Source organism: Burkholderia mayonis, assembly GCF_001523745.2.
In the GTDB taxonomy this organism is placed as follows: Bacteria; Pseudomonadota; Gammaproteobacteria; order Burkholderiales; family Burkholderiaceae; genus Burkholderia; species Burkholderia mayonis.
Map to the genome: position 1 here is coordinate 2,120,879 of NZ_CP013386.1, position 23,286 is coordinate 2,144,164.

Genomic DNA, 23,286 nt, shown 5'->3' on the forward strand with positions numbered 1-23,286 from the left:
ATGTTTTTGGGACGCCTGGAGGATGATCCGGTCCCACGATAAGCCGACAACGAATGAGTACGTTTTTGAGTACATGAAAGTTCGAGTTCCTCGAAACGCACTCACCGCACGCCCAGCGTCTCTTCCGATAGGTGCGCGCCACGTGCGGAGCCAAGTCTAACCTCCGCCACTATGCCACCCCACACGCCTCGCTTCGCGAGAGATCGCTGACGAACTGCCGTGGTGGTCTGGCGATCTCGGCGATACGCGCCATTATGTGGCCGCAACCGCAGCCTCCGACCATTAGTGCCCCTCCAATTAAGGCCGGCGAATACTTTACAATTCGACCCACGCACTTCATCGTATGGTATTGCGAAGTGTTCTTTGCGAAATGCTGTAGGCCGGCAAGAAAATAGACACTCTCCTCCCGCTGCGTCCGCTCGAGGAACATAGACAGATGGCCTGAACTCGACCGAAGCGGTCAGTCACAATGTGTTAATCGCTGCGTGCAGCGAACGTCCGCTTCGGAACGCGATCTACTCGCCGGAGTCGCCCCAAAAACGGTCGCTCGACGTCCGCCGAAAGCGATCGCCGGCGGCGTAACCAACACTCCCGATGGATGCAACGGTTCTCCCTCGGGCACGAGGGAATCCGTGGAGGTGATACATCAGGATGTCGCGCGCTGTCGCACCGACGACGAAGTACCGCAGGTTCGTCAGCCGGGCCACGCGATCCATGACCGTCAGCAGAACCTGCTTTCCTTCCGGCAGCGGCGTCTTAAGATGAACTGGAGTCATCCGCCCGCTCCATCTGGTTGAGAATCAACACCGCAGCCTCCGCATTGCGGGGTTCCCTCGTACGCCGCAAATCTGCGTACACGAGCAAAGGTGGTGCCACAACTTTTTCCATCCGTGCCTCGTCGAGATGCCAGAAGGCATCGATGATTTCCAGCGTGCCGGCGGGATCGGCACGCAAGCGATGACGCTTGGCGAGTGCCATCGTCGCAGCCGGTCTTGCCGTCGGTTCGACATAGAGCGTTTGCGCGGCCGGCCGAAGCTGCCCGGTCAGCTTTGCAGCAGCAACCTCCCCGCCCCACCACATCTGCCCTGTGGGAAGCTCGGCATGCTGCCACCAGGATGGATCGCCTACTGCGAACCGTTGCACATTGAGCTTCGGCAGCAGGCGAAGCGGATAGTTGATCACCCACTCATCCATGAGCGCTGCTGGATCGACCAAGCGCCGGTCGGCTGTGCCCGCCAGCAAGCCGCGTTCACGCAGGTCGTCCAGTACGCTGCCAACGGTGCCAAGCGCCACGCCCGCCGCTGCCGCAATTTCCCGGTATGGACGGTTAAGCAACTCTGGAGCAGATAACAACACAAAAGTCATTCTGAGCGCAGAGGCGCTCGCGGAACTGGCCGGCTTCCCCGATCTCGATGCCAGACGCCTGATCTCGGGATTCGCCGGCCTGCCGGTGACAAGCATGTATTGGCCAGGCGGATGCACGTACAGATTGCCGGCCAAGTCGATGAACTGCAGGTCGCGTTCGACGCACTCGTCCGCTAACGCGGGTGTCAAATAGGCAGTGGCCAGCAGGACGGGAAAAGCCGCGGCGCGGTTCTTCGCCACGAGGGCTCCGACTTCCGCCCGCGATCTTATCCGGCCTCGGGCCGCGAGCATGTGTTGCTGGACCGCGCCGTTCACATCGAGCGTCAGCGTCCCCTCCTCGACCAAACCATCGCTGCTTCGCCCAGCCGGACGAAAATCGATAACACTGAGCGGAACACGTCCGTGTCGGGTTGCCGCGCGAGTGAGCTGACCGAGTAGCGCTTCGGTCGGGCGATCAAAGTCCGGAAGGCGACCGTCGTCGTTCATAGATTCCGCTTGTTCAAAAAACGTGAACACGCGGGCATTATGAACAACAGACACCAGACGTTTAATTATTTTTCTTGTTCATACTTCATGAACTTGAGCCTGATCTGAACGAACCCAACCTTCCCGCCCCACGTTCGGGCACTGGCAAACCGCAGCCTGGAACGACCAACACGTAACGTCGACCTGCGTTTACGCAAAAAAATGGCACGTTTTCGCGCCAATGGTAAATGAACACATCGACGAGTACATGATGATGACAATCAAAGAAAAATATCGTTACAAATCAATCAACTAGAATTCAAACACGAGTCCTCTCCTGGACCATCATTTTTCGAGCAACACAACGAACCCCGTAACGCATTGCGTACGGTTTTTTTGTTTTCTATGCGAGCGGGGCCGCTCGTTCGCGTCACGCGTGACGCCCGCCGCGAAGCACGGCACACCCCGCGCATATGCGGTCATTGCGACGGCCTTCGCAACCTTCGATCCATCACCCGGTCGTGCGCTCGTCGCGCGATCCGGGAACCGGCCCGAGCCCGCCCTCACGCAGCCCCGCTCGGGACAACCGACAAAACGCCCTCCTGTCAAACGCATGCCGCACTTGCGAAGCGTCCAGCGCGAGCGCCCCAATGTTGCGCGTTCGAATCGTCCATCCGCCTCGCTCGCACGCGCACTGAATCGCACGTTCGCGCCGCGCCGCCACCCCGCCGTCGAAAGCGCGCCACGCCGCCGTTCCGGTGCATTGCATTTGAACTCCGACGCCGGCATTCGTATAACGATCACGTGCCCGACGCACTTTTCGCGCACGAATCCAAGGCCCGGCGCAAGCCGGGAAGCCCTTCGCCTCCGCCACGCGCGGCCGCCCGAGCGCTAGACGGATGCATCCCGACCGGAGTCGACTCTTGGCGAATCAACTCAAAAGAATCGAACACGTCGTCCATCTGATGCTTGAAAACCGCTCGTTCGATCAGATGCTCGGCTTTCTCTATTCCGACAACGGCAACCGGTCGCCCGCCGGCCAGCCGTTCGACGGACTGACTGGCAACGAATCGAATCCCGACGATCTCGGTCGCCCCGTCGGCGTCTACCGGATCCGGGCGACCGATCCGCATCCGTATCTAATGCCGGGCGCCGATCCCGGCGAAGGCTTTCAGAACACCAACTATCAGTTGTTCTCCGACGACAATCCCGCCCCGGGCGCCGTGCCGACCAATCAAGGCTTCGTCGTCAACTTCAAGTCGGCGATCGCAACCGATCAATCGCGACATGAGAAAGACGCGCTGCCCGGCACGACGGCCGCGCAGATCATGGGCATGTACACGCCCGAGCTGCTACCCGTGCTGTCGGGACTCGCGAAAGGCTACGCGGTGTGCGACCGCTGGTTCGCGTCGGCGCCGACGATGACGATGCCGAACCGCGCGTTCGCGCTTGCCGGCACGTCGCAAGGCCATCTCGACGATCACGTGAAGATCTTCACGTGTCCGAGCATCTTCGGGCGGCTGTCGGATCAACGCGTCGATTGGGCGATCTTCGGCTACAACCGCGATCCGCTCACGCGCCACGACTTCCCCGACACGCAGAACGCCGACGACAGCCACTTCGGCCACTTCCGCGACTTCCAGACGCGCGCGGCGAACGGCACGCTGCCCGCGTTCACGTTCCTCGAGCCGAGCTGGGATGCGAACGGCAACAGCCAGCATCCGAACTACGACGTCTCCGCGGGAGAGCAGCTGATTCATGACGTCTACTACACGCTGCGCAACGGTCCGGCCTGGAACAGCACGCTCCTCATCGTCACGTACGACGAGCACGGCGGCAACTACGATCACGTCCCGCCGCCGTCGGGCGCGACGCCGCCCGGCGACGGCACCGTCGGCGAATTCGGCTTCGACTTCACGCGCTTCGGCGTGCGCGTGCCCGCCGTGCTCGTCTCGCCCCTTATCGCTGCGGGCACCGTGTTCAGGAGTGCGGCGGGCACGATCGATCATGCGTCGGTGCTGAAGACGATCAGCGAGCGCTTCGGCACAGCGCCGCTGACGGCGCGCGACCAGGCCGCTCCGTCGCTTGGCGACGTGCTCACGCTCGCGACCCCGCGCGCCGCCGCCGACGATCCGCTGAGCGGCGTGACGGCGCCCGTGTCGACGCTGCCCCATCCGAATGCAGCGAAGCCTTCGAGGCTCGACAAGCTCCATGCGGCCCGCATCGCCGCGCTGCCGTTGCGCAACGAGAAAGGCCATTACGAGGAGGCGGAGGCGCCGCTTGAATCGACTGCCGAGCTGTCGAACTTCATTCGCGATCGCGGCGCCGCATGGAGCCAGCACCGTCAGCGGCAGCAGCAGCGACTGCAGCAACGGCAACCGCCGCAGCGCAAGCGACGACGCTGAGTGCGGGGGCGCGGCGGTGCCGTCGCGTCACGCGCGGTCTTGCTCTGTCTTGCGCGGCGGCGTGCGAGGCTGAGCGGCGCGCGTCGCCGAGTGCCTCGCGTGGGTGCGAAGCGGCGCGCCTTGGTGTTCGGTGTGTCCGCGACGATGCGTATGCCATGCGGCCGCCGTACGTTCGCCTTCTTTAGCCGCGCCGAACAGCATCGCCAGACGGACTCGTCGCATCGCCCGCAGCACGCAGCACGCAGCACGTCGCACGTCGCACGTCGCATACAACGCACTGCCCGCCACGAGCCACATCGTCGAAGCCGACATGCATCCGCCGCAACCGTCGGGGCGTCGAACATAGCACGAGGCGGCAAGCGTGACGTCTCGCGCGCCGGACGTGCGTCGAAACGCCGGCCGACGCGCGAAGGCCGAGAACGCGAGCCTCGACGTCACGACGCGCATCGCTGTCGACGCATCGCCCCACGCGATCGCATTTCGGTTCGTTCCATTCGTTTCGGATCATCTGGCGAGGGCGCCAACGAGGCCCGCGTCGCATCGCAGATCGGCCGCCCTGCGATCTGCCTCTCGAGGAGATTCGAATGACTCAGCCCATATCACGGACGCGCTGCCTGCTCGGCGTTTCGGGATGCGCACTGTTGCTCGCGCTGTCGATGGCCGAAGCGGCGCACGCCGATCCTAAGCCAGACATCTGGCCGACAGCCGCGTTGCCGGATCGAGCGGCCGTCGAAGTGGACGCGTCGCAGTTCCTGCCGCCGGCACAGCTCGTGCGCTGGCAGATCGATCTCGACCGCCGCGGACTTCGGTCGACCGGCTCGCCCGCGCACGAACGCTATATCGACGCGCTGCGCGGCCGTCTCGCGCGCGCCGGCGTGCCGCAGCTCTATACCGAATCGGTGACGATGACACGTTGGACCGCCCGCCATTGGCGGCTCGACGTCGTCGACGGCGCGCCGCCCGACCGCATCGACGTCGCCGGCTACATTCCGTATTCCGGCGATGCCGGCCGCGAAGGCGTCGTCGCGCCGATCCGGTATCTCGCGCCGGGACAGGCGCCCGAAGCGGACATCGCAGGCAAGATCGCCGTCGTCGAATTGCCCGACGCGCCGCTGTCGGGTGCGTTCTTCCACGAGCGCGCGCTGCGCGTCTTCGATCCGGACAATGCGTTTCCGCCGTCGGCGCCCTACGTCCGCACAAGCTTCATGCTCGGCCCGCTCACCGCGATGCTCGACAAGCTGCAGGCCGCGGGCGCGGCCGGCGTCGTAATGATCGCCGACACGTCCGTCGCCGAAGCGACCGATCTCTACGCGCCGTACGACGGCCAGTTGCGTCGCGTACCCGGCCTCTTCGTCGATCGCGCGACGGGCGCGACGCTCGCGGCGCTCGCGAACCGCGGCGCGACGCTCAGGCTATCGCTCGACGCGGGCATCGATCGCGTGCGGACCCGCAACCTGATCGGCATCATCCCCGGCGCGACCGACGAGCTGACCGTCGTCAACAGCCATACGGACGGCACGAACGGCATCGAAGACAACGGCCCGAACGCGATCGTCGCGATCGCGCAGTACCTGAGCCGCGTGCCGCGCGCCGCGCTGCCGCGCACGATCATGATCATGTTGTCGAGCGGGCATTTCGCGGGCGGCGTCGGCGTCGAGGATTTTCTCGCGCGCCATGCGCACGACGGCCTCGTCGCGCGGATCGCATGCGTCGTCACGATCGAGCATCTGGGCGCGCAGGAATGGCTGCCGAACGCGCGCGGCGTGCTCGTGCCGACCGGCAAGGCGGAGCCGACGGCGCTGTTCATGCCGCCCGTCCCGGCGCTCGTCGACGCGGCCGACGCACTGGTGCACCGCGCGAACGCGGCGCCCGCGTTCGTGATGCCGCCGCTAAACCCGAACGGCGACGGTAGCGCCGACGATGCGGTCTGGCCGGGCGAAGGGCAGTATTTCTGGGGGCGCGGGCGCGTGCCGACGATCAACTTCATCACGAGCCCGACGTATCTCCTCAACTACGGCGTGACGACCGCGAACAAGATCGACTACGCGCGTCTGCGTCGCGAAATCGCAGCGACGACGCAGACGCTGCTCGATCTGTCGCGCGTGCCCTTCTCCGAGTTGCGTGCGGTGCAGCCGGGGATGCGCGCCGTGACGCCGTGACGCGCGCGGACCGACACGCGTTGCGTAACGGCGTGCGAGCGAACGGACCAAGCGGATCGAGCAGACCATGCGGACCGGTCGGGCACGGGGGACGCGCAAGCGGAACGAACCGGAGCAGCCGTCGTCGCGATGGGCACCCGCCGCGCGCGTCCAGGCACGAGCGCGCAGCGGCGACCGATGCCGGCGCGTCACGCGCCCGCCGACTCGCCCGCCGCCAGCAATTGCAGACTCTCGTCGACACTCAGCTCTGACAGCGCGCCCGCCCGCAGCGCCCCGTCGGCCGCGCGCTGCAGCACGCGCAGCACGTTCGGCTTCAGGCGCACGAACACGAGACGCCAGCCGCGTGCGTCGCATTCGGCGGCGAACGTCTTCAGCGCTTCGATCGTCGTGCCGTCGATGTCGGGCGACTCTTCGAGACTCAGCATGACCGTGTGCACGGACGGCTGCGCGTCGCGCGCGAGATGCCGCACCATGTTCAGCACGCGCTCCGCGTTCGCGAAGAACAGTTGCGCCTCCGGCCGCACGATCAGCACGCCCGGAATCGGCTTTGCGTCCTCGTGCATCGACACGTCGACGAAATCGTGGCTCTCGCGCAGCCGCCCGAGCACGCTCACGTTCGGCTCGGACAGTTGCCGCAGCGTCAGCAGCAGACTCACGCCGATCGCGACGAGCAGGCCGTGCAGCACGCCGAGCACGATCACGGCCGTCAGCGCGGCGATCACGACGATCCGGTCTCGATGCCACGCCCAGTATGGCCGGAACACCTCGGGATGCAGCGAATGGCTGACCGCGAAGATCACGATCGCGGCGAGCACGGGCTCCGGGATGCGCGCGAGCTGCGGCAGCAGCAGCCAGACGATCATTGCGATCACGGCTGCCGCGAAGAGGCCCGCCATGCGCGACTGCGCGCCCGCGGCCTCGTTTGCCGACGTCGCCGAATAGCCGGCGCCGACGGGCATCCCGTGCAGCAGCCCCGACACGAGATTCGCGCAGCCGAGCGCGACGAGATCGCGGTTCGGCGATATCGTGTCGCCGTGCTTCAGCGCGAAGTTGCGAATCGACCCGTACGACTCCGCATACAGAATCAACATCAGCGCGAAGCCGAACTCGGCCGCCTGCATCCATTCGGAGCGGCCGAGCGTCGGCATCCCGACCGCGAGGTTCTGCAGGTCGATCGTGCCGACGACCGCGATCCCGAAGCGATGCCAATCGATCCAATAGCCGGCCGCGATGCCGAGCACGATGACGACGAACGTCGCCGGCACGCGCGAGCGCCGTCCGAGCGCAAACAGGATCGCGAGCGCCGTCGCGCCGAGCGCCGCGCTGTGGACATTGCAATGCGGAATCCCAAGCAGCAGGTCGAGCGCGACGCGCAGCGTATCGCTGTGATGGATCGACACGCCGAGAATCTTCGGCAACTGCTTGATGACGATCGTGAGTGCGAGGCCGAACGTGAAGCCGCGCAGCACCGGGCGCGCGATGAAGTCCGACATGCCGCCGAGGCGCGCGGCACCCGCGAGGATGAACAGGATGCCCGTCGTCGCGACGAGTGCGGCCGCGAGCAGGAGCTGCGCGGCGACGTTCGGCCCCGCTTCGGAGATCACGGTCGCCGCGAGCACGACGGCCGACGACGACGTCGCCGACACGATCGCGAAACGGCTGCTGCCCGCGATCGCATAGACGACGAGCCCGGCCAGGAGCGCGATGAGCCCCGCCTGCGGCGGCAGGTTCGCGAGCCCCGCGTACGCAACCGCCTCGGGAATCAGCAGGCCCGCGATCGCCAGCCCGGCGAGCGCATCGAGCGCCGTGCGCCGCCCGCGCGGCGTGGGCGGCTCGTCGAGCGCGGCGAAATGCGCGGCGTGCTGCGGCGGCGCGTCGAGACGGTTCGAATGAAGGTCCATGCGCGTTCCGTGTTCGTGACCCGTGGTTCGGCCGAAAACGCGGCGCTCAGCGCGGCGTCGCGATCACGCCGGACCAGCCCGGCAGATAGCGCGCCTCCTGCGCATGCGCATGAGCGAGCGCCGCCTCGAGCGCCTTCGCGAAATCCCTGCGGATGTCCGTCAGCGCGATTTTCGGGCGCAGGAAATCGGCCCACAGGAATTCGCTGAACGGCGTCGCGTCCTTCGCGTAGCCGCCCGCCGTGCGCAGCTCGCCCGCCAGGCTGCGGTAAGGATCGTCTTTCAGGCCGACGAGCGTTTTCGGCAGGCGGGCGTAGTCGTGGCGCGCGCCGTTCGCGCCGAACGGATGCACCCACTGGTTGTGCTCCATCATCCGCCAGAAAATCGTCTCGTCGAGCCACGACAAGTCCTTCAACAGCATCGCCTTCACTTCGCTCACGCCCTCTTCGATGAGCGCGAGCCCGAGATGATGATGATCGGTGATGTAGTATTCGCCGCCCGGCCCGAGCACGGCCGGAAACCAGTGCGATTCGATCGCCGCCTTGCGCGCCTTCTTGCCGAGCGACTTCCAATGCTTGCGCTTCGCCTTCACTTCGCGATAGCCGACCGTGATCTGCGTCGGCCGCAGCGCGTCGAGCCTGGCGGGAATGAGATGCACGTCCTGGCCGATCGTCATGATGGGGCTCCCGAAATCGATTTCGGCAACGATACATGGGATCGGCGTCCGCGTTAATAGCGCATTGTCCCCGAAACTTGCGCAAAGCGCGCTGCCGCACCGCCGCACGATGCGCGGCGCACACGCGCCGGCGCATCAGCGGCGAGCCGTCAGATCCGCGCGCTCGATCCGGTGGCGAATGTACGGGATGCCGTCTTGCACGACGCCGACGCGCCGCATCCCGAGCTTGCGCGCGACGTTCAGCGACGCGTCGTTCGCCGCGGCGATGTCGGCGACGATGCGCGGCAGCCTGACCGTCTCGAACGCGTGCCGGACGACGCACTGCGCGGCTTCGCTCGCGATCCCGCGCCCCCACGCGGTGCGCACGAGGCGCCAGCCGATTTCGACGTCACGGCCGCCGTCGACGTAATCGGGAATCAGCAGCGTCCACCCGACGAACCGGTTCGGGCGCACCTTCTCGAAAATCGACCAGTAGCCGAGCCCGGGCGGATACCCGCGCGTGATCCGGTGCTCGACGAAACGACGGTGCTCGACGGGATCGTCCCACGGACCGTCGATGTGACGCGTCACGTCCGGATCGCGATCCATCGCGATGCATGCGTCGAGATCGGCGAGCGCTCGCGGGCGCAGCCACAAGCGGTCGGTCTCGAGAATCGGCAGCGCCGGACGAGCTTGCGAATCCGAATCCATCTGTAAGCACGTGAAAAAAAGAAGACGGCGCCACATTAGCATCGCTCGCCGCATCGCGAAAACCGGTGCGAATCCCAGCGACTCGCACGACGCAACGCAACCTCGCGCGACATCGCGCAACGCAACGCAATGCGATGCGATGCGTCGAGGCAAACGTATCGATTGCTCGCCGCGCAACAATGTATTTCATAGGGATAAATCCGGATCGGATCGCTCGGAGCCTTCACGCGCGCAATGAGCGGCGTACACTCGCGTTACCGTCTGCGCACAGCGCCAGCCCGGACGGCGCAAGCGACCAAGGCGCTTCCCTCTCGAGGAGACCGCCGCCATGACCATAAGCTGGACGCGGGAACAACGCAACGTCACGATCGCCGCCTATCTCGGCTGGACGCTCGACGCATTCGATTTCTTCCTGATGGTTTTCGTGCTGAAGGACATCGCCGCTGAGTTCAACACGAAAATTCCCGCTGTCGCGTTCGCCATCACGCTGACGCTTGCCGCGCGCCCGATCGGCGCGCTGATCTTCGGCCGCCTCGCCGACCACTTCGGCCGCCGGCCGACGCTGATGATCAACATCGCGTGCTACTCGCTGCTCGAGCTCGCGTCCGGCTTCGCGCCGAGCCTGGCCGCGCTCCTCGTGCTGCGCACGCTGTTCGGCATCGCGATGGGCGGCGAATGGGGCGTCGGTTCCGCACTGACGATGGAGACGATTCCGACGCGCGCGCGCGGCGCCGTGTCGGGCCTGCTTCAGGCGGGCTACCCGAGCGGCTATCTGCTCGCATCGGTCGTCTTCGGCCTCTTCTACCAGTACATCGGCTGGCGCGGGATGTTCATGATCGGCGTGCTGCCTGCGCTTCTCGTGCTGTACGTGCGCGCGAAAGTGCCCGAGTCGCCCGCATGGAAGCAGATGGAAAAGCGCGCACGCCCGAGCCTCGTCGCAACGCTCAAGCAGAACTGGAAGCTGTCGATCTACGCCGTCATCCTGATGACCGCGTTCAACTTCTTCTCGCACGGCACGCAGGATCTCTATCCGACCTTCCTGCGCGAACAGCATCATTTCGATCCGCACACGGTGTCGTGGATCGCGATCGTGCTGAACATCGGCGCGATCGTCGGCGGCCTCACGTTCGGCTGGCTGTCCGAGCGGATCGGTCGCCGCCGCGCGATCTTCATCGCCGCGATCATCGCGCTGCCCGTGCTGCCGCTGTGGGCGTTCTCGACCGGCGCGCTCGCGCTCGCCGCGGGCGCGTTCCTGATGCAGATCTCGGTGCAAGGCGCATGGGGCGTGATCCCCGTGCATCTGAACGAGATCTCGCCGGACGAGATTCGCGCGACGTTCCCGGGCTTCGTCTACCAGCTCGGCAATCTGCTCGCATCGGGCAACGCGACGATGCAGGCGCAGCTCGCGGTCAATCACGGCAACGATTACAGCATGGCGCTCGCGACAGTCGCGGGCATCGTCGCCGTTGTCATCTGCGTTTTAATTGTGTTCAGCCGCGAGCGACGCGGGATCGACATGACGCAGGCGGCCGCGATGAGCCCGACGACGGGATAACCATGCACGCGGCGGCGCACCATCGCACAAGCACGCGTCGTACAGTGCGCAGCACGTCGCTCATGCTGCATCGCACCACACGCTCTAGAGGAGTTTGTCCACAAAGAACGCTTGCCGCCGCCCCGTGCCGCTTTTTATCTTAATGAAAACGGCTGTTTCAATTACACATTTGAATCGCTTGTTCGCGTACCGGGAAACCGGCAAGGGAGGCGGAACATGGCAGTTCGACAGGCCAGCCGGCAATCCGGCGGGACGAAGGCGCGCATCCTAGATGCGGCCGAAGATCTTTTCATCGAGCATGGCTTCGAAGCGATGTCGATGCGGCAAATCACATCGCGCGCAGCGGTGAATCTTGCCGCCGTCAACTATCACTTCGGCAGCAAGGAAGCGCTCATCCACGCGATGTTGTCGCGGCGCCTCGATCAACTGAACGAGGAGCGCCTGCGCATCCTCGATCGGTTTGATGCGCAACTCGGCGCGCACGTCACGTGCGAGCACGTGCTGGGCGCGATGTTCATTCCGGCGCTGCAGGCGTCGCGCGATCCGCAACGCGGCGGCCGCGCATTCCTCAGACTCATCGGCCGCGCGTACACCGATCCGTCGGCGTTCGTGCGCAATTTCCTGACCGCGCACTATGCGACCGTCGCCGGCCGCTTCTTCGACGCGTTCCAGCGCGCGCTGCCGAACCTGCCGCGCGCGGAACTCGGCTGGCGGCTGCACTACGCGATCGGCGCACTGTCGGGCGCGCTCGCGGGCGCGGAAACCGAAAGCCTCATCGACGAATTCACGCAAGGCCGCACGATGAACGACGTTCAGATGATCGCGCGGCTGTCGTCGCTGATCGTCGCCGCACTGAGGGCGCCGATGCCCGACGCGACGCAGCTCACGATCTTCGCGTCGGTGCTCGACGGCGCAGCGGCCGCAGCCGACGCGACGCAGCCGGCCGGGCCGCTCGCGGCAATCGCGCCGCCTGTCGTTTCCGCGCCTGTCGTTTCCGCGCCGTCGGCGCCCGCTGTCGCGCCCGCGATCGCACCGGTCTCCGTTTCGGCGCCCGCGGCGGACATCGCGCCGCCGACGTCCGTCGCCCCGGCGTCCGTTGCGCCGATGCCGACGACACCGCGCACCGAAGCGGTCGCGGCCGAGCCGGTCGTCGCGGCCGCGCACGAAACCCACGCAACCTGAGGTCGCGCGCAGCGAGTCACGGCCGCGCGGCGCGCGGCCGATCGCGGCGGCGCCAGGCCCGTCGCAATCCGATGCGCCGCTTCCGCCGCCCCCCCAGCCACGCGCCGCGCCGCAGACGCCCGCGCGCCGACCCATCACAACGAATCAGGAGACAAGCGATGACCGCCCCCGTTGCGCCCGCCCACGCCCACACCCAAGCGCCGAACACCGATGGCATCTGGTACGCGTCATATCCCGCCGGCGTGCCGCACGACATCGACGTCACGCAATACCGATCGCTTGCCCAGTACTTCGATGATTGCACGACGCGCTACGCGGACCGCGTCGCATTCATCAGCGCGGGCGCGCGCATGACCTACGCGACGCTCGCGCGCAAGGCGGCCGCGTTCGCATCGTATCTGCAGAGCCTTGGCGTGAAGCCCGGCGACCGCGTCGCGATCATGCTGCCGAACACGTTCCAGTATCCGGTCACGCTGTTCGGCGCGCTGAAGGCGGGCGCGATCGTCGTCAACGTGAATCCGCTCTACACGGTGCGCGAGCTCGCGCATCAGTTGAAGGACAGCAGCGCGCAGACGATCGTCGTGTTCGAGAACTTCGCGAAGACGCTGCAGGAAGCACTGCCCGAAACGCAGATCAAGCACGTCGTCGTGACCGCGCTCGGCGATCTGCTCGCCGACGGCCTCAATCCGAAAGGCCATCTGATCAACTTCGTGCTCAAGCACGTGAAGAAGCTCGTGCCTCCGTACCGGCTGCCGCAGGCCGTGCGCCTGCGCGCGGCGCTCGCGGCGGGCGCGCGCCGCGCGCCGACACCCGTCGCGCTCGAGCACGACGACCTCGCGTTCCTGCAGTACACGGGCGGCACGACGGGCGTCGCCAAAGGCGCGATGCTCACGCATGGCAATCTGATCGCGAACCTGCTGCAGGCGAAGGCGTGGATCGAGGATCAGCTGACGGGCGACGTCGAGACGGTGCTCACGCCGCTGCCGCTCTATCACATCTATTCGCTGACGGTGAACGCGTTCATCTTCCTCGGCCTCGGCGGACGCAACATCCTGATCGCGAACCCGCGCGACACGAAGATGATGATGAAGATCCTGCGCCGCGAGACCTTCACGGGCATCACCGGCATCAACACGCTCTACAACGCGTTCCTCGACAACGAGGAATTCCGCAAGCGCGACTTCTCCAAGCTCAAGCTCGCGATGGCGGGCGGCATGGCGATGCAGCGCGCGGTCGCCGAGCGCTTCGAGCAGGTGACCGGCTGCCCGATCGTCGAAGGCTACGGGCTCACCGAGTGCTCGCCGATCGTCACGATGAATCCGTACGACGCGAACGAGAAGCGATCGTTCAGCGGCTCGATCGGGCTGCCCGCGCCGTCGACGCTCGTGCGGTTTCGCAAGGAGGACGGCGAGTGGGCGAACGTCGGCGAGCCGGGCGAGCTGTGCGTGCACGGCCCGCAGGTGATGCGCGGCTACTGGCAGCGCGCGGACGAGACCGCGAAGGTGATCGACGCCGACGGCTGGCTCGCGACGGGCGACATCGGCGTCATGGACGAAAAAGGTTTCATCCGCCTGATCGACCGCAAGAAGGACATGATTCTCGTGTCGGGCTTCAACGTGTATCCGAACGAGATCGAAGACGTGCTCGTGTCGCATCCGGGCATCCGCGAGGCGGCGGCGATCGGCATTCCCGATCCCGTTCACGGTGAGCGCATCAAGGTGTTCGTCGTGCCGCGCGATCCGTCGCTGACGGTCGAAGCGGTGCTCGCGCACTGCCGCAAGAACCTGACGGGCTACAAGATGCCGAAGGCGGTCGAGTTCCGCGACGCGCTGCCCCAGACCAACGTCGGCAAGATCCTGCGCCGCGCGCTGCGCGACGAGGAACTCGCGAAGCTCGCGAACGCGCCGGCGAGTCCGTCGGCAAGGCACTGACGAAAAACGAAAACACCACTACAAGATTTCTGGACCGCTTCCTGGGAGGAATGCATGACATACGCATCACAGCAATATCGATACCGGTCTTCGTCTTCGCGAACACGGTTCGCGCGGCGCTGTCTCGCCATCGTCTCGGCCGTGGGGGCGCTCGCGCTCGGGCTCGCCAACAGCGCCGCAAACGCGCAGGCGCAGGCCAACGCCGAAACGCCCGCCGCCGTCGAATCCGGCGCGGCGGATGCGGCGCTTCCGCCCGAGCTCGCGAAGGTCTCGAAGCTGTCCGTCGACCAGCAGGTTCGCTGGCTGCGCACGGCCGCTCGCCAGGGCGCGCTCGAGAAGCTCGACGATGCGACGCTCGCCGCGCTCTTCAAGTCGCTCGATCCGCAGACGGTGCCCGATTACGTCGCGGCGGGGCCGATCGGCTATCCGTCGTATGAATTCACGATGCTGCGCCAGGAGCGCATCAGCGGCAAATGGTCGGATACGCCCGACCACATGTTCGTCAAGGTGACGCACGGGCCGCTGCGCGTCTACGCGAAGTGGCTGCCGGACGGCGCGCATTCGGGCCAGGAAGTGATCTACGACTCGACGAAGCGCACCGACGAGATGTACGGCCACCTGGGCGGCCTGCTCGGCAAGGTGCCGATGTGGACGTCGCTCGACGGCGCGCTCGCCCGCGCACAGTCGAACCATCAGGTACGCGATCTCGGCACCGAGTTCGTCGCGAACCTCTATCTGAGCGAAGCGAAGAAATACCGTGAAGCCGGCACGCTGAAGCCGACGCGCGTCGAGGCGAAGACGATCAAGGGCGTGCGCGTCGTCGCGTTCACCTACGAGACGCCCGGCGGCCGGCCGCAGTTCTATGCGAAGAAGGAGACGCTCGGGCTCGATCTGCGGCAGCCGTACTTCCGCACCGTCGAATCGTTCGACAACGACGGCCGCGTGTTCGAGCGGATCGTGTTCGAGAAGGTCGCGCCGAAGTCGTTCGACGAAACGGCGTTCGATCCGAAGAATCCCGATTACAAGTTCTGACCCGTCATCGTTTCGTCACGAACGGCGGCGAGCATTCGCCGCAACGAAACGCCGCGCGGCTCTCCGGCTCGCACGGCGTTTTGTTGCGGCGGCGCCTCGGCTAGCCGAGGCGGCCAACCGTCACGCGATCGACGCGATCAGTCGTCGTCGTGATGGCGGCGCCACCGGCGCTCGTGCCGCTGACGCTCCCAGCGGTCTTCATCGTCGTCGCCGCGCCATTCGTATCCGCCGTACGCGGGATACCCGACGACCGCTGGTTGGGGCGCGACGTAGACGGGCTGCGGCGCCACATAGACGGGCGCGACCGGCACGCCGAGCCCGATCGACAGATCGACGCCGCCCGCCGTCGCGGCGCCCGATGCGGCGAGCGCCGCGATGCCCAGCATCGTGATCGTCAGAATCTTTTTCATGTTCGTCACCTCGTTTCGCCGGCCTGGCCGACTTCGTGAACGCACTCTAGCGGACCTGCACGGCGCCAGGTGCAACGGCCATGCGAGAGCTGTAACCCGACGTAACGAAAGTGCGGCCAAACGCGCTTTATCCGATTGGACGGATCGCGCAAATGCACGGGACCGTCTATAGTGGGTAACGGTTGGACACAAACGCTCGCGCGCGCATCGGGTTCGAACAGGGTAAAATCCCGCCCAACGCTGTGTAAGTTCGCATGCGGCGAAACGCATAACTCTTAATTGACGCCGGCATCTGCCGCTTTTTAATGGCCAATCCTGCAGAATCCCATCCGCAAAACGACTTCATCAATGCCGCGCGCAAGGAACGCAAGCGCGTCGAAATCTATCTCGTCAACGGTATTCGCCTGACGGGGTGCATTGAGTCGTTCGACCAGTACCTGGTGATGCTGCGCACGCCCGTCGGCCTGCAAGGCATCTATAAACGCGCCATCTCGACGATCCAGCTCGACACGGGCGGCTCCCGTCCGGGCGGCCCGCGCGGGCCGCGTCCGGGCGGGCCGCACGGCGGCGGCGGCCGCTCCGGCGGGCGCGAAGGCGGCGGCCACGGTCCGTATGGTTCGCACGGCGGCGGCTCCCGCGAGCCGCGCGGCGACGGCGGCGGCTATGGTTCCCGCGAATCCCGCGGCGACGGCGGCTATGGTGCTCGCGAATCCCGCGACGGCGGCGGCTATGGTTCCCGCGAATCCCGCGGCGACGGCTACGGCGCGCGCGAGCCGCGTGAACCGCGCGAGCCCCGTGAATCATACGGCGCGCCGCGCGAGCCGCAAGACGGCGTGTCGACGCCGTCCGGCGCGCAAGAGCGCAACGGCCCCGTGATCGTCACGCGCCGCCGCCGCTCGCTCGGCCCGACTGACGGCCAATAAGCGCCTCCGTCCATACGAAAAAGGGCAAGCCGGTGAACGGCTTGCCCTTTTTCTCATTGAGCGTCGGGAGCGCACATCGCGGCGAAAGCCGGCGCTCGCCCGAAGCCGGGCCGTCCGGTTCCGCCCCGCCCCATTTGTGATTACCGTACTCTCGGCAATCCAGCGTCAGCCTGCCTCTGTAGCGAGCGCACCTGCTTCTGCAGCTTGCGCAGCTGATCCTGCAGCTCGTTCTTCTGCGCCTGCAGCGCGACCGCCTCGTCGAGCTTGTCCTTCTGCCGGCTCGCGACGGCCACCCGTTGCTCGCGTGCAATGTTCAGATCCGCCTGCAGCCGGTTCGCCCGCTCCTGCGCGGCGGCGATCTGCCGGTCCGTCTGCGCCTTCTGCGACTCGAGCTTCGCGGCCTGGAGCTCGCTCACCGCGAGATTCTCGGACTGTTTCGCGAAATCGCGGTAGACCGCTTCCGCACGCGCATCGTTCGCCGTCTTGATCACGCGCCAGAACGCCTTCTGCTGGAACAGCGCGATGAAGTATGTACCTTCCTCGACGTTGAACAGCAGGCTCGCGCCGTAGCTGCCGTTGTACGTCGTGCGCATTTCGGTCAGCTCGCGCGCCTGGATCTGCCGTTGCAACTCGTCGATCGTGCTCTGCCCGTTCGCGTCGACGCTCGCGGCCGTCGGCGCGCTCGGCGCCGACAGGTTGACGACGGCCGGCGCCGAAACGGCCGATGCCGCCGGCACGGCGGACGCCGTCAACACCGGCGACGCGCCGCCGTCGCCATCCAATGCCTGCGCATGCGCGCCGCAGAGGCCGCCCGCCGCCGCGATCGCGACGAAGACGCGCCCCATTCCCCGTATGTGGCTCATTGTGTTTTTCCTGCTTCGATGTTGTAGTTTTTCGAATGCATGTCTGCCGGCTGCCTCGCAGCCGCGCTTCACTCGCTTTCCCGTGCTTCAGGCTCCTCGTCGAAAATCTGGTATTTGCGCATCTTTTCCCACAGCACCTTGCGGCTGATCCCGAGATGCTGTGCGGTATCCTGCCGACGCCAACCGTTTGCGTCAAGCGCGGAAATCACGCGGCTGCGCTCGGTCATGTCCCACTTGCTGCGATCGACGAACACGTCGGGCGCGCTCTCGGCCGGCACCGGCTGCGCGGCGCTGCGCGCATGCGCGACGAGCCGCTGCAGCCGCGCCGCGTCCCAGCCGCCCGTCTGCCTGACCGTCACGCCGACCCGTTCGGCCAGATTGCGCAGCTCGCGCACGTTGCCGGGGAAGTACGAATCGGCGACCGCTTCGGCGAGCCAGTAAGGCAGCTCCGGCAGCGCCGCGAGGCGATCGTCGCCGACGACCGATGCGACGAACGACTTGAAGAGCGCGATCTTGTCGATGGGACCGCGCTCCTCGAGCGACGGGATGCTGAGCTCGATCACTGCGAGCCGGTAGTACAGGTCCGCGCGGAAGAGGCCGTCCTTCACGAGCTGCGGCAGTTTCTTGTTGCTCGCCGCGACGAGCCGGAAATCGACCTTGACGGACGCCGTCGCGCCGACACGCAGCACCGCGCCGTCCTCGAGCACGCGCAGCAGCTTGACCTGCTGATAGAGCGGCAGGTCGCCAACTTCGTCGAGAAAGAGCGTGCCGCCCGCGGCCTGCTCGAAATACCCCTTGTGCGTGCCGACCGCGCCCGTAAACGAGCCCTTCGCGTGCCCGAAGAACAGCGATTCGAACAGGCCGTCCGGAATCGCGCCGCAGTTGACGGGCACGAACTCGCCCATGCAGTAGCGCGAGTGTTTCTCGTGCAGCAGCTGCGCGATCCGCTCCTTGCCGACGCCCGTCTCGCCGTGCAGCAGCACGTTCGTGTCGCAGTCGGCGAACGTGTCGACTTCCTGCAAAAGCGCCTGCATGCACTCGGAATGCGCGACGAGCGCGCTCGGCTCGAGCGTTTTTGCCGCGTGCGCGCGCAGTTGCACCGCGAGCTTCGAGATCATCCCGCGCAGTTCCGCGCACGTGAAGTCGAGCGGCAGGACATGCGAATACTCGGGCGGGTACAGCGACGGATCGTGATCGCGCGCGGCGCCGACCCAGACGACCGGCATGCCGATGTCCGACTGCCAGCTACGAAGGAACGCCGCCCCGCTTTCGATCATCGTGACGCTGATGATCGCGAGCGACGGCCGCATCGCGGTCCGCTCCGGCGACAGCACCTCGTTGTCGGCGCGGATCACCTCGACTTCGAAGCTCGACATGCAGCGTGCGACCCGGTCGACGATGTCGGCCTTGCCCTCCCAGACGTACAGGTCGAGTCCCTCGATTGCGTTCGTGTTTCTCATCGTTATCGTGACTTCTTCAATAAACCGTTTGCGCGGTGCCGCAGGTCAGCGCCTCGTTGTGGACTGTCGCCGCGCCAACTTGCACGCCGAGCAGGTTCAGGAGCGGCACGACGACCTGATCGAGCGAGCTCAGCACGGGGCCGAGCTGGTTCAGGAGAACCGTCACCACCGGATTGAGCGTGCTGCCGACCGGCACCGGCACACCGAGCACATAGAGCGTCAGGCCATTCTGCCCCGTCAGCGATTGCGCGGCGCCCGACAGCGCGTTCGCGAGCACCGAGCCCACCGCGTTCGAATTCGCCGTCTGGTAGTCGTCGGCGTCACCCGTCACGCCGTTGAACGTCAGCGTCGCGGCGCTGGCCTTCGGCACGACCGCCGGCAGCGCGACGGCCGACTTGACCTGCAGGAGCGGTGCGTTCACCAGGCCGATCGATGCAATCGTCGCAGGCGCGTCGCAGGCGAACGTCTGCTGCGCGGAAAGATCCGTCGGCGGGTCGCCCACGCACAGGTTCGCGAGGCCCGGCTGCACGACGATCGTCGCGCGGCTCGCTGCGGCGGTTGCAGCGCAACTCGTCGATTGCAGCCACGCGGAGCCTGTCGCGACCTGCAGCGCGATCGGCAGGCTCAGATCGACCTGTATCAGGTTCTGCACGAGGCTCACGAGCAGCGCGAGCGGCAACAGCACGCCGGTGGGCGACAGCCCCGTGGTGCCGAGACTCACTTTCACATACAACCGGATCTGCGCATTGTTCGCCTGCGTGCGCCACGCCCCCGCCTTCGGGTCCGTTCCCGCCTCGCCGATCGCGATCGACGGCGGCTCGATGATCTGCAGCTTCAGCGTCGCGCCCTGGCCCGCGAGCTGCAACCCCGTCGCGACGTCGACGGCCGGCTTACCCGCCGCCGCCACCTCGGCCGCGACCATCAGTGCGTCGAACACGTTGATCTTCGCGTCGGCGGCCGCCTGCGTGTCGGACAAGCCGAGCGCGAACACTCCGGGCCCGCCCGACCGGCTGCCGATGCTGAACTTCCCGCCGCCCAGATTCGCGCCGACGATCGCCTGCAGCGCGGCGACGCTCGCCTGCAGGTTCGCGTTCACGACCCGGGTGCGCGACAGCGCGGTCAGCGTCAGCTGCGCGAACTGCCCCGCCGTCACCTGTGTCGACAGCAGTTCATTGACCGTCAGCACGTTCGCGGCCGCCATCAGGTCGCCGAGCTTGATCTGCGTCGACGCGAGCGCCTGATACGACAGCACGTTCAAGCTCAGATTCGCGCCGAGCAGCGCGTTCAGCACGTTGTTCACGAGGCCGCCCTGCAGGCTCGCGAGCGTCGTGCCGACCGTGAACTGATCGATGTTGGTCGCCTTCGCGGTCGACGTCGCGCTGACCGTGCGCGACGAGCCGAGGAAGAAGTACGGCACGCTCTGCGTCGCCGTCACCTGCACCGCGTTCAGCGGCGTCGACGTCGTATTGAAATAGCTCGGCCCCGCGTTGCTCTGCGTGTCCCAGCGCCCGCACGAAAGCGCGAGCGTGTTGCCGCTCTTCGTCGGGTCGAAGCCGTTCGAGCGCGCGTTCGCGTTCGCGGCGGCGGCAGGCTGAGTGCACTGGTCGTCCATCTTCTGCGCGGCGGCGAGCGCTGCCATGTCGGCGACCCGCTGCAAGTCGCGGCGCGCGAAGAACACGCTGCCGATGTCGACCGCGCCGAGCGCCGCGATCGCGGCGAGCATCCAGACCGCCGCGACGACGGCAAACGAGCCGCGTTCGCGCGCGATCGTCCGGCGTCCGCGAGCGGACGGCCGGCCATCGACGCAACGGCGAGCTAACGGCATGCGAACCTCACTGAGAAGGCGACGCCGGCGTGAGAGGGGAGCCCGTCCCGCCGCCACCGCCGCTCATGCTCGCCGCCGATCCGTAAAACGCCGGAATCTTGGTCTTGAACGAATCGAGATAGCGCTCGTACGCGATCGACGCCGCCTCCCCGATCATCGGCTGCGACGGCCCCGCGTCGCGGTTGCTCGCCTGCCATTCGAGCCACGTGTGCGTCACGTGGCCGATTTCCGATGCGGCAGGCGTCGCGCCTTGCGGCGATTGCGCGCGGGCGGCGCCCGCCGCGCCCGCGAGCGCACCCGCCAGCGCGAGCGTCGCGCAAAGCGCGCGGCTGCGTCCGGGGCGGGCCGCGGCGGTCTTGATGTGGTCATGCGTCGTCATGTCGGCTCCGTGTCACGTCTGTCATTGCGAGAATCGCTGCAAGAGCGGCACCGTCGGCTCGAAGCCCGACGAGGATGCCGACGCCACGGGCGCGGGCGCCCCCGCGACGGCCGTTGCGCCCTTGGCGCCGGCCGCGCCCATCGCGCCCATCGCGCCCATCGCGCCTGTGGCGCCTGTGGCGCCTATCACGCCCAACGCCCCGGCGCCGATGCCCGCCATATTGGCGCCGCCCGTCGTGCTCGCCGAGCCGGTCGCGTTCGGCGCGCCCGGACGCGCGAGCGCCCGCTGCCGCGCGCGCGACGCGGCCGCGATCTTCGTCGCGTCGTTGCGGATTTCCGTGCGCACCGCGGGCGCGAGCTTCAGCTGATTCATCAAGCCGAGCGCGTCGCGCGTCTGCCCCGTCGCTAGCAGGAAGAGCGCGACGTTGCTCAGGATCTTCGGATTGTTCTGGTCGAGCTCGGCCGCCTTCATCAGCGGCACGCGCGCGCCCGTGACGTCGCCGCCGCGCATCCGCGCATAGGCGAGATCGGACAGCGTCAGCGAATCGGTCGGCGCGAGCGTCGCCGCCTGCGCGAGCGCCTGCGACGCGGCGTCGAAATCGCCCGACGCGCCGGCCAAGAGGCCGAGCCCGCGATAGCCGCGCGCGGCAAGCGGCGTGTTCAGCAACTGCCTGTACGCGACCGTGCTCGCAGCCGGCTGATCGGTCGCGCGCAGCGCATCCGCACGCAGCAGGACCGTATCCGGCGACGCGCCGTACTGCTTCTCGTACGCGTCGATGTGCGCGAGCGACGCGTAATAGAGCCCTTGCGACTGCATCCGGCCGATCAGCCCGAGATACATGCCGGGCGTGTCGGGCGGCGCGTTCTTGTCGGCCGCGGCCTGCATCAGCGCCGCGCGCTCGGCCTGCGCGCCGATCCCGTATCCCGACTCCTTGAACGACCCGCACGCGGCAAGCGACAGCGCAAGCATCGCGAGCGCCGCCGTCGTCGTCGTCATCGGAGAAAAGCTGCTTCGTCTCATGTCGTTCCTTCCTTCGTTGCGCGCCGGCTAACGACGCGCGGCTGTGAGCGCATGCGTGACAGCGAGCATCCCCGGTCCCGCCGTCACGATGAAGAGCGCGGGCAGCAGCGTGACGATCATCACGCCCGTCATCTTCACAGTGAGGCGGCCGATCCGCTCGCGCAGCATCGCGCGGCGCACTTCGCGCAGCCGGTCGCCGAACTGCTTGAGCGGCTCCTGCACCGCGCCGCCGTGCTTGTCGACCTGGATCAGCAAGCGCACGATCGCGCGCAGATCCTCGTTGTCGAAGCTCGTCGCGAGGCGCTGCAGCGACTGCTCGCGGGTGCGGCCCGCGACGAACTGCCGCTGCGCGATCCCGAGTTCCGACGACAGCACGGGCAGCATCCCCTTGAAGTCGTTCGTGACGACCTGGATGCTCTGGTCGAGCGACAGCCCGACGCCCTGCAAGAGCCGCAGCATGTCGACGAGGAGCGGCATCTCGTCGACGACGGACTGGCGGCGCGCCGCCGCGCGGCGACGCACGTAGATCTTCGGCAGCATGAAGCCGATGATGACGGACAGCGCGACCCACGCGCTCAGATGCGTGCCGGCCGTCTCGCCGCCGACGATCGCGACGGCGGCCGGCAGCGCGATCCCGCTCGCGATCCGCGCGCTCAGGAAAATGCCGCGCGTGTGCGCGTCGACGTACCCGCACTGCTCGAGCAGCATCCGGTCCTCGTCGGCGACGATCTGCTTGCCGAGCCGCGTGTCGAGCAATCGCATCCCGAACTTGCCCGCGCGGTCGAGCAGCGTCGCGAAACGCGGCTGGCGCTCGGCGGGCGCCGCATCCGCGGCGGGCGGACGCGGCACGCCGGTCGCGGCCGCGGCGCCTGCCGTCGTCCGCGCGGCGGCCGCTTCCAGCGCGGCCGCGCGCTGGTCGAGCGCGTCGGCGAGCGCGCGGCCGGTGCGCTGCGTGAGCACGATCCGCATGATCGCGAGCACGGCGAGCATCAGCACGCCGAGTGCACCGAGTGCGAGCGCAATCGCGCCGAGACGGCTGGAATCCATC

General features: G+C 67.0%; 19 protein-coding genes. 7 read left to right on the forward strand and 12 right to left on the reverse strand.

Going from position 1 to position 23,286, the window contains the following annotated elements:
• Positions 1-515 precede the first annotated feature (515 nt).
• Both WS70_RS10485 and WS70_RS10490 read right to left on the reverse strand, forming a co-directional pair.
• Positions 516-776: a hypothetical protein gene (locus WS70_RS10485; RefSeq protein ID WP_082722345.1), complete on the reverse strand. Its 261-nt coding sequence runs from the start codon at positions 774-776 to the stop codon at positions 516-518.
• On the reverse strand, positions 757-1,851 hold the full coding sequence (locus WS70_RS10490; protein WP_059597765.1) for a type IV toxin-antitoxin system AbiEi family antitoxin: 1,095 nt from the start codon (positions 1,849-1,851) through the stop codon (positions 757-759). The genes WS70_RS10485 and WS70_RS10490 overlap by 20 nt, the downstream gene beginning before the upstream one ends.
• A gap of 902 nt (positions 1,852-2,753) precedes the next feature.
• On the opposite strand from WS70_RS10490, the gene WS70_RS10495 reads away from it, so the two are divergent.
• Together WS70_RS10495 and WS70_RS10505 are read left to right on the forward strand one after the other, a co-directional pair.
• Complete coding sequence (locus WS70_RS10495; protein ID WP_059469523.1) at positions 2,754-4,235, forward strand: alkaline phosphatase family protein; 1,482 nt, start codon at positions 2,754-2,756, stop codon at positions 4,233-4,235.
• Between the two features lie 584 nt (positions 4,236-4,819).
• Entirely contained in the window at positions 4,820-6,394 is a 1,575-nt protein-coding gene (locus tag WS70_RS10505; protein WP_059597766.1) for a zinc-binding metallopeptidase family protein, read from the forward strand.
• Positions 6,395-6,582: 188 nt separating this feature from the next.
• Here the strand turns inward: WS70_RS10505 and WS70_RS10510 are convergent, their stop codons facing one another.
• The 3 genes from WS70_RS10510 to WS70_RS10520 form a co-directional block, all read right to left on the reverse strand.
• Entirely contained in the window at positions 6,583-8,295 is a 1,713-nt protein-coding gene (locus WS70_RS10510; RefSeq protein WP_059469525.1) for a SulP family inorganic anion transporter, read from the reverse strand.
• 46 nt (positions 8,296-8,341) lie between these two features.
• The gene (locus WS70_RS10515; RefSeq protein ID WP_059469526.1) at positions 8,342-8,968 is read right to left on the reverse strand and encodes a ParB-like protein; all 627 of its coding nucleotides are present in this window, start codon (positions 8,966-8,968) and stop codon (positions 8,342-8,344) included.
• Between the two features lie 135 nt (positions 8,969-9,103).
• Entirely contained in the window at positions 9,104-9,658 is a 555-nt protein-coding gene (locus tag WS70_RS10520; RefSeq protein ID WP_059597767.1) for a GNAT family N-acetyltransferase, read from the reverse strand.
• Between the two features lie 328 nt (positions 9,659-9,986).
• On the opposite strand from WS70_RS10520, the gene WS70_RS10525 reads away from it, so the two are divergent.
• The 4 genes from WS70_RS10525 to WS70_RS10540 all read left to right on the forward strand — a co-directional run bounded on the left by WS70_RS10525 (position 9,987) and on the right by WS70_RS10540 (position 15,358).
• Positions 9,987-11,213 carry an MFS transporter gene (locus tag WS70_RS10525; RefSeq protein ID WP_059597768.1) on the forward strand — a complete coding sequence of 409 codons (1,227 nt, stop codon included), beginning with the start codon at positions 9,987-9,989 and terminating at the stop codon, positions 11,211-11,213.
• A gap of 216 nt (positions 11,214-11,429) precedes the next feature.
• Entirely contained in the window at positions 11,430-12,395 is a 966-nt protein-coding gene (locus tag WS70_RS10530; protein WP_059597769.1) for a TetR/AcrR family transcriptional regulator, read from the forward strand.
• Between the two features lie 158 nt (positions 12,396-12,553).
• A complete protein-coding gene (locus tag WS70_RS10535) occupies positions 12,554-14,326 on the forward strand; it encodes an AMP-binding protein (protein ID WP_059597770.1) in 1,773 nt (590 codons plus the stop codon).
• Between the two features lie 54 nt (positions 14,327-14,380).
• Positions 14,381-15,358 (forward strand): DUF1571 domain-containing protein, encoded by a 978-nt coding sequence (locus WS70_RS10540; RefSeq protein WP_059597771.1) that lies wholly within the window; start codon positions 14,381-14,383, stop codon positions 15,356-15,358.
• A 137-nt stretch (positions 15,359-15,495) separates the two neighbouring features.
• On the opposite strand, the gene WS70_RS10545 is transcribed toward WS70_RS10540, so the two are convergent.
• Positions 15,496-15,768: a hypothetical protein gene (locus WS70_RS10545; RefSeq protein ID WP_059469580.1), complete on the reverse strand. Its 273-nt coding sequence runs from the start codon at positions 15,766-15,768 to the stop codon at positions 15,496-15,498.
• A 305-nt stretch (positions 15,769-16,073) separates the two neighbouring features.
• Here WS70_RS10545 and hfq point away from each other — a divergent pair, with 305 nt between their 5' ends.
• Positions 16,074-16,691 (forward strand): RNA chaperone Hfq, encoded by a 618-nt coding sequence (gene hfq, locus WS70_RS10550; protein ID WP_059469532.1) that lies wholly within the window; start codon positions 16,074-16,076, stop codon positions 16,689-16,691.
• 140 nt (positions 16,692-16,831) lie between these two features.
• Here hfq and WS70_RS10555 read toward each other — a convergent pair whose 3' ends face one another.
• The 6 genes from WS70_RS10555 to WS70_RS10580 form a co-directional block, all read right to left on the reverse strand.
• The gene (locus WS70_RS10555) at positions 16,832-17,536 is read right to left on the reverse strand and encodes a DUF2968 domain-containing protein (protein WP_059597772.1); all 705 of its coding nucleotides are present in this window, start codon (positions 17,534-17,536) and stop codon (positions 16,832-16,834) included.
• A gap of 86 nt (positions 17,537-17,622) precedes the next feature.
• Positions 17,623-19,014: a sigma 54-interacting transcriptional regulator gene (locus tag WS70_RS10560; protein ID WP_059469534.1), complete on the reverse strand. Its 1,392-nt coding sequence runs from the start codon at positions 19,012-19,014 to the stop codon at positions 17,623-17,625.
• A gap of 16 nt (positions 19,015-19,030) precedes the next feature.
• Complete coding sequence (locus tag WS70_RS10565; protein WP_059597773.1) at positions 19,031-20,839, reverse strand: TadG family pilus assembly protein; 1,809 nt, start codon at positions 20,837-20,839, stop codon at positions 19,031-19,033.
• A 7-nt stretch (positions 20,840-20,846) separates the two neighbouring features.
• Entirely contained in the window at positions 20,847-21,218 is a 372-nt protein-coding gene (locus WS70_RS10570) for a DUF3613 domain-containing protein (RefSeq protein WP_059597774.1), read from the reverse strand.
• A gap of 21 nt (positions 21,219-21,239) precedes the next feature.
• Positions 21,240-22,238 carry a tetratricopeptide repeat protein gene (locus WS70_RS10575; RefSeq protein WP_059597775.1) on the reverse strand — a complete coding sequence of 333 codons (999 nt, stop codon included), beginning with the start codon at positions 22,236-22,238 and terminating at the stop codon, positions 21,240-21,242.
• A 27-nt stretch (positions 22,239-22,265) separates the two neighbouring features.
• On the reverse strand, positions 22,266-23,285 hold the full coding sequence (locus tag WS70_RS10580) for a type II secretion system F family protein (RefSeq protein WP_059597847.1): 1,020 nt from the start codon (positions 23,283-23,285) through the stop codon (positions 22,266-22,268).
• Position 23,286 lies beyond the last annotated feature (1 nt).